Origin of the sequence: Aeromonas sp. S12(2024) (assembly GCF_041402305.1) — a bacterium.
Lineage (GTDB): Bacteria > Pseudomonadota > Gammaproteobacteria > Enterobacterales > Aeromonadaceae > Aeromonas > Aeromonas veronii.
The window spans coordinates 22,733-39,606 of the sequence record NZ_JBGLRB010000018.1 but is presented as its reverse complement, the minus strand read 5'-3'; the positions used below and the strand labels follow the sequence as shown (position 1 = coordinate 39,606).

Genomic DNA, 16,874 nt, shown 5'->3' with positions numbered 1-16,874 from the left:
AAACCATGTTTATTCTGAAGAACGTCACCGCCGTCCAGCTGGAGCCGACCCGGGTGCTGGAAGGGGTGGATATCGCCATAGAAGGATCGCTTATCAAAGCGGTGGGGCCCAATCTGCGGGCCCTCTACCCGGAGGCCAACTATCGGGAGATGGGCGGCAAGCTGGTGATGCCGGGCATCGTCTGTGCCCACAACCACTTCTACTCCGGCCTGTCGCGGGGGATCATGGCCAACATCGCCCCCAGCCCGGACTTTATCTCCACTCTGAAAAACCTCTGGTGGCGGCTCGATCGGGCGCTCGATGAGGAGTCCCTCTACTACAGCGGTCTCATCTGCTCACTGGAGGCGATCAAGAGCGGTTGCAGCGCGGTGATCGACCACCACGCGTCGCCCAACTTCATCAAGGGTTCCCTGAATGTATTGCGCAAAGGGTTTGTGGAGGCGGGTCTGCGCGGCATGACCTGCTTCGAGACCACGGATCGCAACGGCGGCCTCGCCGAGCTGCAGGCCGGGGTGGAGGAGAACATCCTGTTCGCCCAACAGATCGATGCGGCCAAAGCCAAGGGGAACGAACCCTATCTGGTGGAGGCTCATATCGGCGCCCACGCCCCCTTCACCGTGCCCGACGAGGGGCTGGCCATGCTGCGCGAAGCGGTGCAGGTCACCGGTCGCGGTCTGCATATCCATGTGGCGGAAGACCGCTACGACATGGCTCACGGCCACCACCACTATGGCAAGGAGCCCATCGCCCGGCTGGACGAGTTTGGCCTTATCGACAGCAAGACCCTGATCGCCCACGGTATCTTCCTGAGCCCGGCCGACATCGAGCTGCTCAATAGTCGCGATGCCTTCTTGGTGCACAACGCCCGATCCAACATGAACAACCACGTGGGCTACAACATGCACCTGCCGGAGTATCGCAATCTGGCGCTCGGCACCGATGGCATCGGCTCCGACATGCTCGAAGAGCTCAAGTTCGCCTACTTCAAGCACAAGGATGCCGGCGGAGCGCTGTGGCCAGACAGCTTTGCCCGGTTCCTCTGGAACGGCAATACCCTGCTGGAGCGCAACTTCGGCGCCAAATTTGGCCGCCTGGAGCCAGGTTACAAGGCCGACCTCACCATCTGTGATTACGACGCACCGACCCCGCTGGCGCCGCGCAACCTCGGCGGCCATCTCGCCTTTGGTATGGGATCGAACAGCGTCAACAGCGTGATGGTGGAGGGGCGCATGGTCTATCAGGATCGCGAGTTCCCGTTCGATGTCGCGCCCATTTACGAGCAGGCCAGCAAGGTGGCGAGCCGCCTGTGGCAACGGATGGATCAGCTGGCCTAAGGCCACCTTCCACAGTTTTGGACCGGATTGCCCGCCCTGTGGATTTTCCCGGCGGCGGGCAGCAAGAGTAAGGACGACACATGATTGAGCAATTCTTCCGACCCGAGCAACTGGGTCAGGCTTTGGAACTCAAGGCCAGCTTCGGTAACGACGCCGTCTACATGGGAGGCGGCAGCAAGCTTAACGCCGCTCCGACTCGCACCGACAAGAAGGTCGCTATCTCACTGGACAAGCTGGGGCTTGACCAGATTGAGCAGCAGCACGGCCAGCTCCATATCGGCGCTACCGTCACCTTGCAGACCCTGAAAGATGATCCCCGTACCCCGGCCGCCCTGTGCGAGGCGCTGGGGTTTGTCTACTCCCGCCATCTGCGCAATCAGGCCACCCTCGGCGGCGAACTTGCCTGCCAACAGCAGGATTCCCCCTTGCTGCCGGTGCTGCTGGTACTCGAAGCCGTGGTCGTGCTGGAGAACAACCTGCTGCAACCCATCGACGCCTATCTGGCGGGCCAGCGCAATGCCCTGGTGCTGGGGATTGTGCTGCCGGAGCCTGAACTGCGCTGCGCCACTCGCCGCATCAGCCGCAATGCCGATGGCTTGGCGGTGATGACCGCCGCCGTGGCCCTCGACAGCATTGGCGAGATGCGGGTGGCCGTCGCTGGCGTCACCCCACAGCCGATGCGCCTGCGTGATGTGGAGCGCCGTGAACTGCACGATGCCGCGCTGGAGGCAGCCGTGAGCGAGCTGATCTCGCCCCGTGAAGATCTGGCGGGCAGCATAAGTTACAAGCGGTATATCACCGGCGTGGTAGTGGCGGATCTGCTGGTGGACTGCCAGCAGCAGGAGGTGCAAGCATGATGGAACTCAACTTTACCCTGAATGGTGCCCTGCGCACCGTCATCTGCAAGGCCGGTGACAATGCCCAACGGGTGCTGTTCAACCAGTGCCGGATGCACTCGGTGCGCAACAGCGACGACGGCTTCGGCTTTGCCGGCTCCGACGCCATTCTCTTCAACGGCAAGGTGATCAACGCCTCTCTGCTGATCGCCGCCCAGCTGGATGGATCAGAGGTGCGCACCGCCGAGTCGCTGGGTAGTTGGAACCAGCTCAGTCTGGTGCAGCAGGCGATGTTGGACGTGGGCGTGGTGCAGTCAGGCTACAACGATCCGGCTGCGGCGCTCATCGTCACCGACCTGCTTGATCGCCATCCCGAGCCTACCCGTGATCAAATCGACGATGCCCTCTCGGGCCTGTTTCACCGCGATGGCGGTTATCAGCAGTTTTATCAGGCCATCGAGCTTGCCTGTTCACGGATGAAGGATCCCGATTACCTGTGCCAGATCGCCCCGGAGTTTCGCGACGATCTGCGCCATATCGGCAAGAGCTGCCCGAAAGTGGACGCCGCCAAGATGGTGCAGGCCAAGCCCTGCTACGTGGAGGACAGGGTTACCGAAGATGCACTGATCATCAAGATGCTGCGCAGTCCCCATCCCCATGCGGTGATCACCAAACTCGACGTGAGCCGCGCGCAGGCGCTGCCGGGCGTCGTGCATGTCATCACCCACCTCAACTGCCCGGATATCTACTACACCCCGGGTGGCCAGAGCGCACCCGAGCCGTCACCACTCGATCGCCGCATGTTTGGCCGCAAGCTGCGTCACGTAGGTGACCGGGTGGCCGCCGTGGTGGCCGAGAGCGAAGCCATCGCATTGGCCGCGCTCAAGCTCATCGACGTCGAGTATCAGGTGCTGCCGGCGGTCATGAACATTGACGAGGCGATGGCCCCGAATGCACCGCTGGTCCACGACGAGCCCATCGTCTACATGGCCGGGGCACCGGCGGATCTGGAGCAGCAGAACGCCTGCTCGGTGCGCCGTGGTGACGAGCACATGATCATCAACTTCCCCATCGGCTCCCGCCCCCACGAGAACCTGGCCGCCAGCGTCCATGGCCAGATCGGCGATGTAGCAAAAGGCTTTGCCGAGGCGGACGAGATTGTCGAGCGCACCTACGAATCGACCCAGGCCCAGCAGTGCCCGACCGAGCCGCACATCTGCTTCACCTACATGGATGGCGATCGTCTGGTCATTCATGCCTCCACCCAGGTGCCGTGGCACGTGCGCCGTCAGGTGGCGCGCATCGTCGGTATGAAGCAGCATCAGGTGCATGTGATCAAGGAGCGGGTAGGGGGCGGCTTTGGCTCCAAGCAGGATATCCTGCTGGAAGAGGTGTGCGCCTGGGCGACCAGGGTCACCGGCCGCCCGGTTACCTTCCGCTACACCCGTGAAGAGGAGTTCATCAGCAACACCTCCCGCCATGTGGCCAAGGTGAAGGTGAAAGTGGGGGCCAAAAAAGATGGCACCATCACCGCCATCGACATGGATTTTCGCGCCAACACCGGCCCTTATGGCAACCACTCATTGACGGTGCCAAGCAACGGCCCTGCGCTCTCCCTGCCGCTCTATCCGTGCGACAACGTGCGCTTTACCGTCAATACCTACTACAGCAACATCTGCCCGACCGGCGCCTATCAGGGCTACGGCGCGCCCAAGGGAAACTTCGCGCTGACCATGGCCATTGCCGAGCTGGCCGAGAAACTGGGTATCGATCAGCTCGACATGGTGGAGCACAACCGGGTGCACGAAGGGGACATCCTCAAGGTTCTGGGTGCCATCGGCGAGGGCAAGATGCCTACCTCTGTGCCCCATGCGGCCAGCTGTGCCCTCGAACCCATCCTCAAACAGGGTCGCGAACTGATTGCCTGGGATAGCCCCAAACCCGCCGACGGGGATTGGCGCATCGGCCGTGGCGTCGCCATCATCATGCAAAAATCGGGGATCCCGGATATCGATCAGGCCAACTGCATGGTCAAGCTGGAGTCTGACGGCACCTTTATCGTCCACTCCGGTGGCGCCGATATCGGCACCGGCCTCGATACCGTGGTGGCCAAGCTGACCGCCGAGGTGCTCGGTTGCCCGCTCAGCGATGTGCATGTGATCTCTGGCGACACCGACCATGCGCTATTCGACAAGGGAGCCTACGCCTCGTCAGGCACCTGCTTCTCCGGCAACGCGGCCAAGATGGCGGCCGAGAACCTCAAGGCGAAGATCCTGTTCCACGGCGCCGCCATGCTGGGCGAGCCGGTCGAAGACGTAGAGCTGGTTCACCCGGGCATAGTACGCGGCAAGCAGGGGGAGGTGAGCCTTGCCAAGCTGGCCCACAAGGCGGAGACCGGTACCGGCTTCGGCATTCTGGTGGGCACTGCCAGCTACATCACCTCTGAGCTCGCCTTCCCGTATGGGGCCAACTTTGCCGAGGTGGCGGTCAACGTCAGAACCGGCGAGACCCGGCTCGACAAGTTCTACGCCCTGCTCGACTGCGGTACCCCCATCAACCCGGAGCTGGCCCTCGGCCAGATCTACGGGGCGACCATGCGGGCCATCGGCCACACCATGACCGAAGAGATCTGCTACGACAGCAAGGGCATCCCGCTCACCCGGGATCTGAAGAGCTATGGCGCGCCCAAGATTGGCGATATTCCGCGCGACTTCCGGGCCTTCCTGGTACCGAGTGACGACAAGGTCGGCCCTTACGGCGCCAAGTCCATCTCGGAGATCGGGGTGAACGGGGCCGCGCCCGCCATCGCTACCGCCATCCACGACGCCTGCGGTGTCTGGCTGCGCAAGTGGCACTTCACGCCGGAGCAGATCCTGCGCGAACTGGGCAAGCTGGAGCAAAAAGTGTCGGCATAACAAAAGAAAAGGTGAGGGGCGGGCGTCAGCTCGCCCCCAGCGCCTGACGGCGGAATGAGTACTCCGCCTACATTCTGTGTGATGGGACAAACACGATGTCTAAAACAACACGCAAGCACTCGGATCTCATTTACGAGCTGGAAGACAAACCCCCGTTTTATCAAACCCTGATGGGTGCAGTGACCCATCTGCTGGCGATTTTTGTCCCCATGGTGACCCCGGCGCTGATCGTCGGCGGCGCCCTGGGCCTCTCCACCGAGACCACCGCCTATCTGGTCTCCATGGCGATGATCGCCTCCGGTATCGGCACCTGGCTGCAGGTGAACCGTTATGGCCCCATCGGGTCTGGGCTGCTCTCCATCCAGTCGGTCAACTTCTCCTTCGTGACCGTGATGATCGCCCTCGGCGGCGCCATGAAAAAAGATGGCATCCATGAGGAGCTGATCGTCTCGACCCTGCTCGGGGTCTCCTTTGTCGGTGCCTTTCTGGTGATGGGCTCCTCCTTTGTGCTGCCCTACCTCAAGCGGGTGATCACCCCGACCGTGAGCGGGGTAGTGGTACTGATGATTGGCCTGAGCCTTATCAAGGTGGGGATCATCGACTTTGGCGGCGGCTTCTCTGCCATGAGCAGCGGCACCTTTGGCAAATACGAGAACATCGGGCTGGGGCTCTTGGTGCTCTGTGTCATCGTCGCCTTCAACTGCAGCCGAAGCCCGCTGCTGCGGATGAGCGGCATCGCCATCGGCCTGATGGTGGGTTATGCGGTGGCCCTGATGCTTGGCATGGTGGATTTCTCCGCCCTTGAGAACCTGCCGCTTATTACGGTGCCGATCCCGTTCAAGTACGGTTTTTCCTTCGATTTTCACGCCTTTATGCTGGCGGGCACCATCTATCTGTTGAGCGTGCTGGAGGCGGTGGGGGACATCACCGCCACCGCCATGGTCTCTCACCGGGATATTCAGGGCTCCGAGTTTCAAAAGCGGCTCTCCGGCGGCGTGCTGGCTGATGGGGTGGTCTCGGTCATTGCCTCGGCCCTCGGTTCCCTGCCGCTCACCACCTTTGCCCAGAACAACGGCGTCATCCAGATGACCGGGGTGGCCTCACGCCATGTGGGCAAGTTTATCGCCGTCATCCTGGTGCTGCTGGGGCTTTTCCCGGTGGTGGGGCGCTTCTTTACCACCATACCGTCACCTGTTATGGGGGGCGCCATGGTCATCATGTTCTCGATGATCGCCATCGCCGGTGGTCGCATCATCATCAGCCACGGTTTCGATCGGCGGGAGACCCTGATTGTCGCCACCTCGCTGGGTCTTGGGCTCGGTGTTTCCTATGACCCGAACGTCTTCAAGGTGCTGCCTGCGGGTATCTACATGCTGGTGGAGAATCCCATCTGCGCCGGCGGCATCACCGCCATCATCATGAATCTGGTGCTGCCGCAAAGCCGCAAACGCAAGGCGGCCGTCAGGGATGCCGAGGCGGTGGAGGTGATCCAGCTGAGCGACAAGCCGGATGTGATCTTTACCGCCCGCAGTGCGGGCCAGCCATCGGCCAGCAAGGGGGAGGGTTCACCAGAGCCAGTGCCCGGGCAGGCGGTGGCGCCACAAGTGGAACGGATCTGACGGTTAAACCGGCAAAAAACGTCAACAGAACAAGAAAAACAGGGAAACGGTTATGAAAAACGACAACTCTGTCAAAGCGGTACGCGGCAGCTTCTTCGACATCACCCGGGTGGTGGATCAGCCCGAGGAGATTGAGTCCAACGCCCGCCTTATCGAGGATGGTCTGCTGATCATTCGCAACGGTTGCATCGACTGGTTCGGTGAGTGGGAGGAGGGGAAGGATCGCATTCCGACCGAGGTACGGGTGCGGGATTATCGCGGCAAGATGATAGTGCCGGGCTTTGTCGATACCCACATTCACTATCCCCAGAGCGAGATGGTGGGGGCCTATGGCGAGCAACTGCTGGAGTGGCTCAACCGCCACACCTTCCCGGCCGAGCGGCGCTACAACGATCTCGAATATGCCCGCGAGATGTCCACCTTCTTTATCAAGCAGTTGCTGCGTAACGGCACTACCACGGCGCTGGTGTTCGGCACAGTGCACCCCGAGTCGGTAGACGCCCTGTTCGAGGCGGCCAGCCGTATCAATATGCGGATGATCGCCGGCAAGGTGATGATGGATCGCAATGCACCCGACTATCTGCTCGATACCGCCGAGAGCAGCTATGTGCAGAGCAAGCAGCTTATCGAGCGCTGGCACGGCAACGGTCGACTGCTCTATGCCATCACACCACGATTTGCACCCACCTCGACACCCGAGCAGCTGGCGATGGCGCGGCGACTGCGCGAAGAGTTTCCCACCACCTATCTGCACACCCATCTGTGCGAGAACAAGGACGAGATCGCTTGGGTCAAATCTCTTTTCCCGGCGCACAAGGGCTATCTCGATGTCTATCACCAGCATGGGCTCACCGGCCACAACTGCGTCTTTGCCCACTGCGTCCATCTGGAAGAGCAGGAGTGGGATTGCCTGAAGGAGACCGGCTCCACCATCGCGTTTTGCCCCACCTCGAATCTTTATCTCGGCAGCGGCCTGTTCAAGCTGCACAAGGCGTGGCGCAAGCAGGTGAAGGTGGGGATGGGCACCGACATCGGCGCGGGCACCACCTTCAACATGCTGCAGACCCTCAACGAGGCCTACAAGGTGATGCAACTGCAGGGCGAGCGGCTCTCGGCCTATCAGGCTTTCTATCTGGCCACCTTGGGCGGCGCCCATTCGCTGGGGCTGGACGAGAAGATCGGCAGCTTTGCGGTGGGCAAGGAGGCGGACTTTGTTGTGCTCGACCCGGTCGCTACCCCGCTGCAGCAGCTGCGTTATGACAACTCCACCACCCTGCGGGACAAGCTCTTTGTGTTGCTGACCCTGGGGGATGACAGATCCATCTACCGCACCTATGTGGATGGCCAACTGGTGCATGAACGGGGGTAGGGCTTGTAGTGGGCTGCCGCGGCGCAGCCCCAACGAATACGGCGGCTGGCGTGCCCCACAGGGGCGCCAGTCTTGCCGCACCACAGGGGATCTCCCCGCATAGAACGTGAAATGGCCCGGTTTTTTTGACCAGCAAGGCAAACGTTTGAGTCAAGGCTGCCTGCCCTGGTCTGTCTGTCGCATCTTCTGCCACCATCGCCTGTTTCTCATCAGACTGGCGCTCGGCAGACCCGCAGATCCTGTCGCCATTTCGTCATGGAACATTCAGGCGCGTGTGAAGGAGTTGGGTATGACCCAAGCAAACAGCAGGACAAACAGCGTGGAACAGCTGGCCAATGATGACGCCAGCCAGAGCGCAGCAAAGCAACAGCCGCTCACGGCTCTTGATCGCTACTTTATGATCAGCGAGCGAGGCAGCAACGTCAGACAGGAGGTGCTGGCGGGCTTCACCACCTTCCTTGCCATGGTCTACTCGGTGATCGTGGTGCCGAGCATGCTCGGCAAGGCGGGCTTTCCCCCCGGCGCCGTGTTTGTCGCCACCTGTCTGGTGGCGGGGTTCGGCTCGCTCTTGATGGGGCTCTGGGCCAAGTTGCCGATGGCCATCGGTTGCGCTATTTCCCTCACGGCGTTTACCGCCTTCAGTCTGGTGCTGGGGCAGCAGATCCCCATTCCGGTGGCGTTGGGCGCCGTCTTCCTGATGGGGGTGCTGTTTACCGCCATCTCGGTGACCGGGGTGCGTAGCTGGATCCTCGACAACCTGCCGATGGGGATTGCCCACGGCACCGGCATCGGGATCGGCCTCTTCCTGCTGCTCATCGCCGCCAACGGGGTGGGGCTGGTGATCAAGAACCCGCTGGAGGGGCTGCCGGTGGCGCTGGGGGCCTTCACCTCCATGCCGGTCATCATGTCCCTGATCGGCCTTGCGGTGATCTTCGGGCTGGAGAAGCTGAGAGTACCGGGGGGGATCCTGCTGGTGATTATCGCCATCTCCATCTTTGGTCTCATTTTCGATCCGGCGGTGAAATATCAGGGGCTGTTCGCCCTGCCGAGCCTGTCGGACGATCAGGGCAAGTCCCTCATCTTCAGTCTGGATATCATGGGGGCCCTCTCGCCGCTGGTGCTGCCCAGCGTGCTGGCGCTGGTGATGACGGCGGTATTCGATGCCACCGGTACCATCCGCGCCGTGGCGGGGCAGGCCAACCTGCTCGATAAGGATGGTCACATCATCAACAGCGGCAAGGCGCTCAGTGCCGACTCGGTCAGCAGCATCTTCTCCAGTCTGGTGGGGGCGGCCCCCGCTGCCGTCTATATCGAATCGGCGGCGGGCACGGCGGCGGGAGGCAAAACCGGCCTGACCGCGACCGTGGTCGGCGGCCTGTTCCTGCTGATGCTGTTCCTCTCGCCGCTCTCTTATCTGGTGCCCGCCTATGCCACGGCGCCGGCACTGATGTATGTGGGGCTCTTGATGCTGAGCAACGTCACCAAACTCGATTTCGATGACTTTGTCGGGGCCATGTCCGGGTTGGTGTGCGCCGTCTTTATCGTGCTCACCTGCAATATTGTCACCGGCATCATGCTTGGCTTCAGCTCGCTGGTGATCGGCCGTATCTGCTCGAAGGAGTGGCACAAGCTCAACGTCGGCACCGTGGTCATCGCCCTGGCGCTGGTGCTCTTTTATGCTGGGGGGTGGGCTATTTAGGGATAACCCGCCCGTTTGGGGTCGCACTGGCGGCCCCATTTTTATATCTGCGGCGCTCTGATCGTCAACGTTGGTTACCATGCCTTAGCCGCTGGTGCCATCGCGATACCATTTTGATAAATCCTCCTACCAGATTGATAGGCTTCCACCCTTGCTCTCCTCGCTCTGCCGCTTTTTTCACCGCTAATGTGCCCCGTTTGCTCAGGGGCTGCCCCTGGCTTGTCGCTTCGGGCCAACAAAAGCGGGCTAGATGGGATCCCCTTCACACTTCTTCCCATTGTCCTGACGATGGCGGGAAACAGGCGCATATCTTGCTGTTTTTTATGCCGGTTCCAGATTTTTCCATTCGAAAAAGGACTTGCATATGTCCATAGGATTACCGCTCAAGCGGGTGGATGCCGAGGCCAAGGTGACCGGCAGCGCCCGCTATACCGATGACAACATCATGCTCGGGATGCGCCACGCCAAGTATGTGCGCAGCAATATTGCCCACGGCAAGGTGCTCGCCATCGACGCGACCGAGGCGCTGGCCCTGCACGGGGTTGAAGCCGTGTTTACCCATGAAGATGTCCCTACCACCTGTTTTCGCACCGCCGGTCACGCCTGGTCCCTTGATGAGGCGAAACGGGATGTGAAAGACCGCCGTTTGCTCACCGACCATGTGCGTCACTTTGGTGATGGGGTCGCCATCGTGGTGGCCCGGGATCCGCTGGTCGCCGAGAAGGCTGCCGCCCTGGTCAAGGTGACTTACGAGCCGCTGCCGGTGATGACGGATGCCGAAAGTGCGCTGGCCGACGGTGCCTATCCCATTCACCCGAGCGGCAATCTGCTACGCCAAAGCCAGCTTCGCGCCAATGACCCGGAGCAGGCCATTGCGGCGGCCGATCTGCAGTTTCAGGGGCACTACCGGACGCCGGTGGTGCAGCACTGCCATCTGGAGACGGTGACCTGTTACGCCTACATGGATCAACCGGACCACATCATCGTCGTCAGCAGCACCCAGATCCCCCAGATAGTGCGCAGCCGGGTGGCCAAGTCCCTCGGTCTGCCCTGGTCTAGCGTGCGGGTGATCAAACCCTATATGGGCGGCGGCTTTGGCAACAAGCAGGATGTGCTGGAAGAGCCGATGGCGGCCTTTTTGAGCTACAAGCTTGGCGGCGTGCCGGTCAAGGTGACCTTGAGCCGGGAGGAATGCTTCTTTGCTTCCCGCACCCGCCACGGCTTTGCCATCGACGGCAAGATGGGCCTCAATCGCGATGGCACCCTCAAGGGCTATCAGCTCGACGTGCTTTCCAACACCGGCGGTTATGCCTCCCACGGCCACTCCATCGCCAGCGCAGGGGGCAACAAGATCAGCTACCTCTATCCGCGCAGCGCCTTCGGTTATGACGCCAAGACCTTCTACAGCAACCTGCCCACCGCTGGTGCCATGCGCGGTTACGGCGCGCCGCAGGTGATTTTTGCCCTTGAGTGCATGCTGGATGACGCCTGCGCCGAACTGGGGCTGGATCCACTCGATGTGCGGATCGCCAACGTGGCGCGGGAAGGGGATGTCAATCAGGTCAACCAGAAGACCATCTACAGCGCCGGGTTGCCGGACTGCCTGCTGCGTGGCCGTGAGATGTTCGAGTGGGATCGGCTCAAGGCCGAATGCTTGGCACAGGATCCGGCAAGCCGGGTGCGGCGCGGCATTGGGGTGGCCTGTTTCAGTTACGGCTCCAACACCTATCCGGTGGGGGTCGAAATTGCTGGCGCACGCATGCTGCTCAATCAGGATGGCACCGTCAATCTGCAGATCGGCGCCACCGAGATAGGGCAGGGATCGGATACCGTCTTTGCCCAGATGGCAGCCCAGACGTTGGGCATTCCGTTTGAGCAGATCCGGGTCATTTCGACTCAGGATACCGACATCACCGCCTACGATCCGGGTTCTTTCGCCTCGCGCCAAAGCTATGTGGCGGCTCCAGCAATCCATCAGGCGGCGCTGCAGCTGCGGGCCCGCATTTTGTCGCTGGCGGCCCAACTCTGCCATCAGGATGTGGGATCCCTGACCCTGATCGACGGCTACGTGGTGCTGGCCGGTGCGCCGGAGAAGGTGTTGATCAGCGTCGCCGAGGTGTCGGTCAACGCCTACTACCACCTCACCATCGGTGGCCAGATCACCTCCGAGGTCTCCCACAAGACCACCACCAACCCGCCCAGTTTCGGCTGTACCTTTGTCGATCTCAGCGTCGATATCGATCTCTGCAAGGTGACCATCAATCGCATCATCAACCTGCACGATGCCGGCAAGATCCTCAACCCGCAGCTGGCAGAGGGGCAGGTGCATGGCGGCATGGGGATGGGGATCGGCTGGTCCCTGTTCGAGGAGATGATCATCGACGCCAAGAGCGGCGTGGTACGCAACCCCAACCTGCTCGACTACAAGTTCCCCACCATGCTGGATTTGCCAGAGCTTGAGTGCGACTTCGTGCAGACCTACGAGCCCCAGTCGGTCTATGGCCACAAATCCCTAGGGGAACCGCCCATCATCTCGCCGGGCCCCGCTATCCGTAACGCCATCCGCATGGCGACCGGGGTCGCCATCAACGAGCTACCCATCACCCCCAAAAACCTGTTCCGGGAGTTTGTCGCAGCGGGTTTGATTGGCGAGGGATCAGGGGAGGAGCAACACCATGTTTGATATTGCCCGTTACTACAAGGCGCACAGCGTGGCCGAGGCGGTCGCCCTGCGTCAGGCTGATCCCGAGGCGCGTCTCTTGGCCGGTGGCACCGATGTGATGATCCAGCTGCATCACCTCAACGCTGCCTATCGTCATATCGTCGATATTCACGACTTGCCCGAACTCAAAGGGGTGTGCGAGTTGCCTGATGGGTCGATCCGTATCGGCTCCGGTACCACCTTTACCGAGCTCATCGAAAACGAGCTAGTGCAGCGCCGCCTGCCAATGCTGGCCGAGGCGGCCGCTACCATCGCCGGCCCGCAGATCCGCAACGTCGCCACCTATGGCGGCAATATTTGCAACGGCGCTACCAGTGCCGACTCGGCGGCGCCTACCGTCGCGCTGGAGGCTGAGCTGGAAATTGCTGGGCCCAGTGGTACGCGCCGCATCCCCATCGCCGGTTTTCACACCGGCCCCGGCAAGGTGGCGCTGCAACCGGCGGAGATCCTGGTGGCTTTTCACTTTGCACCGGATTCTCACCCCCAGGTGGGCTCCCACTATTTCAAATACGCCATGCGCGATGCCATGGATATCGCCACCATCGGCTGCGCCGCCTACTGCCAGATTGAGGATGGTCACTTCAAGAATTTGCGGCTGGCCTATGGGGTGGCGGCCCCGACCCCGGTGCGCACGCCCCACGCGGAAGCTGCGGCCGAGGGGCAACCCCTGACTCGCGCCACACTGGCCGCGATTGCCGAGGCGGTGGTGGCCGATGTGGCGCCACGATCCTCCTGGCGGGCAGAGAAGGAGTTTCGCCTGCACCTTATCAAAACCCTAGCGCAGCGGGTGGTCGCCTGCGCAGTCGAACGTGCCGGAGGGAAGATCCTATGATGCAACCGCAAAGCTGTCCCGCCGTGGAGATCCAGTGCGAGATCAACGGCAAGCCGTACTCCTATGCAGTGCCGCCCACCATGTCGCTGCTCCACTTCCTGCGCGGGCAGGGGCTTATCAGTGTGAAAGAGGGGTGCAGTGTCGGTGAGTGCGGCGCCTGTACCGTGCGGGTGAATGGCACCGCTATCGACAGCTGCCTCTATCTGGCGGTCTGGGCCGATGGCAAATCCATTCGTACCGTGGAGGGGGAACGCAAAGGTAACGAGCTATCCGACGTGCAGCAGGCCTTTATCGACGAGGGGGCGGTGCAGTGCGGTTTTTGCACCCCAGGCCTCGTGATGGCGAGCGCCGCCTTGCTCGACAAGACCGAGCGCCGTCCGCTGACCGATGCGGAGATCCGCCGCGGGCTATCGGGGAATCTGTGCCGCTGCACCGGGTATCAGAACGTTGTGCGGGCGGTGAAGAAGTGCTGCAAGGGGTGATAGTTCGGATGCCGTGGGTGGTGCGTGCCGTTGTTTAAGAAAGGAAACAAGCCGCCCTAAAACGCAGGCCCGCCTCGAAAGAGGCGGGCCTGCTGCTGAGTGGGGTCAGGAGAAATCACACTTTTGGCTGGTCGATCACCAATTTGCCATCTTTGACCGGAATGGTGGCGCCCGGGGCTTGTTTCATGCGGATCACCCCCTCCTGACCTGCGAGGCGATAGGTCACGTCATAACCTATGGTGTTGACGCTCGTATCCTGCACGGTCTTGCAGCGTCGCTCGGTGGTGGTGTAGGTATCGCCCGCCTGCATATTGCCCTGCACCTGATTACCGGCATAACCCCCCGCGACGGCCCCTGCAGCAGTGGCCACCTTCTTGCCGCTGCCGCCGCCAAACTGGTGGCCAACCACGCCACCCAGCGCCGCGCCCACCACGGTACCGAGGATCTTGTGCTCATCCTGTACCGGCTTGCGGTGGGTCACGGTGACGTTGCGACACTCCTGTCGGGGAGTCTTGATGGTCTCGGTGATCGGCTTGCTGGCGATCACCTCGGCAAAGGTGGGCTGGGGTGTAAAGAGAGAGCCGCTGGCCGCCGCCGAGAGCGCCAGGGCCGAGGCGATGCCAATACCGATACCTGCCATCATGGATCTGTTCATCTTGTTCTTCTCCTGCATACCCATACGGGCTGTTCCAATCTGGCGCCATCTTGTCACAACCGGTTGGCCGGACAAGGCGAGGGGGATAGGCCTGCGACAGGTGTTGACAAGGTCAAAAAATAGCCACCATGAAAAACTGTCTGGCTTTGGCGACAACGGACTAAAAGTGACCGGTTTCCGGCGCATGGCCAGCTTTGCCAGCGTGATAAGGAGCAATTCGAGTCGCAATTTGCAAGGCGGGAGGTGAGCAGAATGCCAGAGTGGCAAAGTGCTGACGGGGGCAGGTCAAGGGAGGTCTTGAACAAGGGCTCTGTTCGTTGAGATGGCCACGCAAGTAGTTGATAAATGGCTCCAGCCCCATCGGATGTTGGCCGATAAGAGATCACGGCAAGCATTTTGCTTTGATTGGGTGAAGCAGAGGGTGAACGGGCCGGCAGACAACCGCGTAAGACCTGAAATGAAGATGTTCACCCGAGATCACCGGATCAACGAGGGGGAGATATGTCAATGTTACCCAGCTGGATCACCCCGGCCATCCAGGCCAACATCATCACGGTGCAGCAGGCCGAACGTCTGCTCTCATCCCTCTACCGGCCCTTGGCCGAAGAGGGAGAGGAGCTTCCCGCCGATATCGCCGACATCAGCCTCAAGCTCTACTGCTTCCGCCAGCAGGGGCGGGTACGCCACTAAGACTGACAAAAGAACACCCCGCGCCAGGCTCGGGGTGTTGTCACTCATGTATCACAGGCCCATCAGGCCAACATCACTTGCGCTACCAGCATCAGGGCGCCAAATCCCAGCACAAAGCCCACCATGGGCAGCACGAACTTGACCCACTTGTTGAACTGGATGCCGAGCATCTGCAAAGTGACCAGCACCAGTCCGGTGGGAGCCAGGAACAGCATGGCGTATTGCCCCCAGTTGTAGGCCGACACCACGATATAGCGAGGGATCATCACGGTATCCGCCAGCGGCGCCATGATGGGCATGGAGAGCACCGCGAGCCCCGAGGAGGAGGGCACCACCAGCCCCAAGAGGGTGAACACCAGCATCTGCGCCACCGCGAACACGGCGCCATGCATGCCGGAGACCAGATCGGAGGCGTAGGCCAGAATAGTGTCCGAGATCATCCCCAGATCCAGTACCAGATTGACCCCCCGCGCCAGCCCGATGATGAGGGAGACGGCCACCAGCTCCGACGCCCCCTGAGTAAAGGCCTCGACAGCCTCTTTCTCTTTGAGACCCGAGATAAAAATTATGATGATGGCGATGGTCAGGAAGGAAGCTGCCATCTGCGGAAACCACCAACCGGCCATGGATACGCCCCACACCATCAGCGGGAAGGCGAGGATAAACAGGGTCAGAATGAGCTTGCGGCGCAGGGTGAAGGGCACCCCTTCGTCCATAGAGCCCTCTTTGAGAAAACGGGCGCGAAAACTCTCTCTGTCCTCATAGGTGTAGGAGAAGGCAGGGTTGGCCTTGATCTTCTTGCAGTACCAGTAGAGATAACTGATCACCACCAGGGTGCCCACCAGACAGCCAATGGCGCGAAAGATCAGCCCCTCGGTAAAGGGAATGCCGGCGGCATTGGAGGCGATCACCACCGAGAAGGGATTGATGGTGGAGAAGGTGGTGCCCATGGAGGCGGCGAGGAAGATGGCTCCCACGCAGACGATGGAGTCATAGCCGAGCGCCAGAAAGATGGGCACCAGTATGGGATAGAAGGCGACCGCCTCTTCCTCCAGTCCGCAGGTGGTGCCTCCCAGCGCCATTACGAAGCAGACCAGCGCCACAAACAGGAACTCGTTGCCCCGGGTCTTGTGTGAGAGGGCGACAAGCCCCGCACTGAATGCACCTGTCTTGTTGATGACGCCGATCAGCCCCCCGAGCACCAGAATAAAGACAATGATATCCGCCCCCTCTATGGTGCCCTTGACCATGCTGACCGCCACGTCACCGAGCCCCTTGGGTGCTTGTTCCAGCCGGGCATAGGTGCCGGGAATGGCGATGGGCTTGCGGATGGTGCCGTTGGTAAATTGCTCCACCGAAATATTGATATTAAGTTTTGCCAGGGCATCCTGGGTTGCGGGAAGTCTGCTTATTTCCCCCTGTGGACTATTGACCATCAGGCTTTCACTGGCCGGATTATAAGAGAGCTTGGCATAGGCACCCGCCGGAATTATCCAGGTCAGCGCAATGGCCAGCAACATAATAAGAAACAGAATGGTAAATGCAGTAGGGAATTGTCTGCGTGGTGTGGTATTCGGCACGGCACACATAAAATGCTCCTTGATAAAGCAGGTTTGGGCTCGGCGGAATATCTGGTCGATAGGGTTTCTGCGTCATACATCCAAGGTACGCAAACTCACTGTATATTGCGTAGTGATTGGCGAGAAATCTGGCCTGATATT

General features: G+C 61.0%; 12 protein-coding genes. 10 read left to right on the top strand and 2 right to left on the bottom strand.

What is annotated here, in order from left to right:
- Nucleotides 1-5: 5 nt before the first annotated feature.
- The 9 genes from ssnA (at nucleotide 6) to xdhC (ending at nucleotide 13,808) form a co-directional block, all read left to right on the top strand.
- Entirely contained in the window at nucleotides 6-1,334 is a 1,329-nt protein-coding gene (gene ssnA, locus ACB035_RS16385; RefSeq protein WP_371167724.1) for a putative aminohydrolase SsnA, read from the top strand.
- Nucleotides 1,335-1,414: 80 nt separating this feature from the next.
- Nucleotides 1,415-2,191, top strand: coding sequence for a molybdopterin-dependent oxidoreductase FAD-binding subunit (gene ygfM, locus ACB035_RS16380; RefSeq protein WP_371167723.1), 777 nt, complete (start codon nucleotides 1,415-1,417; stop codon nucleotides 2,189-2,191).
- The gene (locus ACB035_RS16375) at nucleotides 2,188-5,085 is read left to right on the top strand and encodes a molybdopterin-dependent oxidoreductase Mo/Fe-S-binding subunit (protein ID WP_371167722.1); all 2,898 of its coding nucleotides are present in this window, start codon (nucleotides 2,188-2,190) and stop codon (nucleotides 5,083-5,085) included. Before ygfM ends, ACB035_RS16375 begins: the two co-directional genes overlap by 4 nt.
- Before the next feature lie 95 nt (nucleotides 5,086-5,180).
- On the top strand, nucleotides 5,181-6,704 hold the full coding sequence (locus ACB035_RS16370) for a nucleobase:cation symporter-2 family protein (RefSeq protein WP_371167721.1): 1,524 nt from the start codon (nucleotides 5,181-5,183) through the stop codon (nucleotides 6,702-6,704).
- A gap of 52 nt (nucleotides 6,705-6,756) precedes the next feature.
- Entirely contained in the window at nucleotides 6,757-8,073 is a 1,317-nt protein-coding gene (guaD, locus tag ACB035_RS16365; protein WP_005360769.1) for a guanine deaminase, read from the top strand.
- A gap of 397 nt (nucleotides 8,074-8,470) precedes the next feature.
- Nucleotides 8,471-9,772, top strand: a complete 1,302-nt coding sequence (locus ACB035_RS16360) for an NCS2 family permease (RefSeq protein WP_234924744.1) — start codon at nucleotides 8,471-8,473, stop codon at nucleotides 9,770-9,772.
- 364 nt (nucleotides 9,773-10,136) lie between these two features.
- On the top strand, nucleotides 10,137-12,455 hold the full coding sequence (gene xdhA / locus ACB035_RS16355) for a xanthine dehydrogenase molybdenum-binding subunit XdhA (protein WP_371167720.1): 2,319 nt from the start codon (nucleotides 10,137-10,139) through the stop codon (nucleotides 12,453-12,455).
- Nucleotides 12,448-13,326 (top strand): xanthine dehydrogenase FAD-binding subunit XdhB, encoded by an 879-nt coding sequence (gene xdhB / locus ACB035_RS16350; protein WP_371167719.1) that lies wholly within the window; start codon nucleotides 12,448-12,450, stop codon nucleotides 13,324-13,326. Before xdhA ends, xdhB begins: the two co-directional genes overlap by 8 nt.
- Nucleotides 13,323-13,808: a xanthine dehydrogenase iron sulfur-binding subunit XdhC gene (gene xdhC, locus ACB035_RS16345; RefSeq protein WP_021230037.1), complete on the top strand. Its 486-nt coding sequence runs from the start codon at nucleotides 13,323-13,325 to the stop codon at nucleotides 13,806-13,808. Before xdhB ends, xdhC begins: the two co-directional genes overlap by 4 nt.
- 115 nt (nucleotides 13,809-13,923) lie before the next feature.
- On the opposite strand, the gene ACB035_RS16340 is transcribed toward xdhC, so the two are convergent.
- Nucleotides 13,924-14,463 (bottom strand): glycine zipper 2TM domain-containing protein, encoded by a 540-nt coding sequence (locus tag ACB035_RS16340; RefSeq protein ID WP_371167718.1) that lies wholly within the window; start codon nucleotides 14,461-14,463, stop codon nucleotides 13,924-13,926.
- Between the two features lie 501 nt (nucleotides 14,464-14,964).
- On the opposite strand from ACB035_RS16340, the gene ACB035_RS16335 reads away from it, so the two are divergent.
- Nucleotides 14,965-15,153: a hypothetical protein gene (locus ACB035_RS16335; protein WP_201950913.1), complete on the top strand. Its 189-nt coding sequence runs from the start codon at nucleotides 14,965-14,967 to the stop codon at nucleotides 15,151-15,153.
- Between the two features lie 62 nt (nucleotides 15,154-15,215).
- Here ACB035_RS16335 and ACB035_RS16330 read toward each other — a convergent pair whose 3' ends face one another.
- A complete protein-coding gene (locus ACB035_RS16330) occupies nucleotides 15,216-16,742 on the bottom strand; it encodes a YfcC family protein (protein WP_371167717.1) in 1,527 nt (508 codons plus the stop codon).
- Nucleotides 16,743-16,874: the final 132 nt, after the last annotated feature.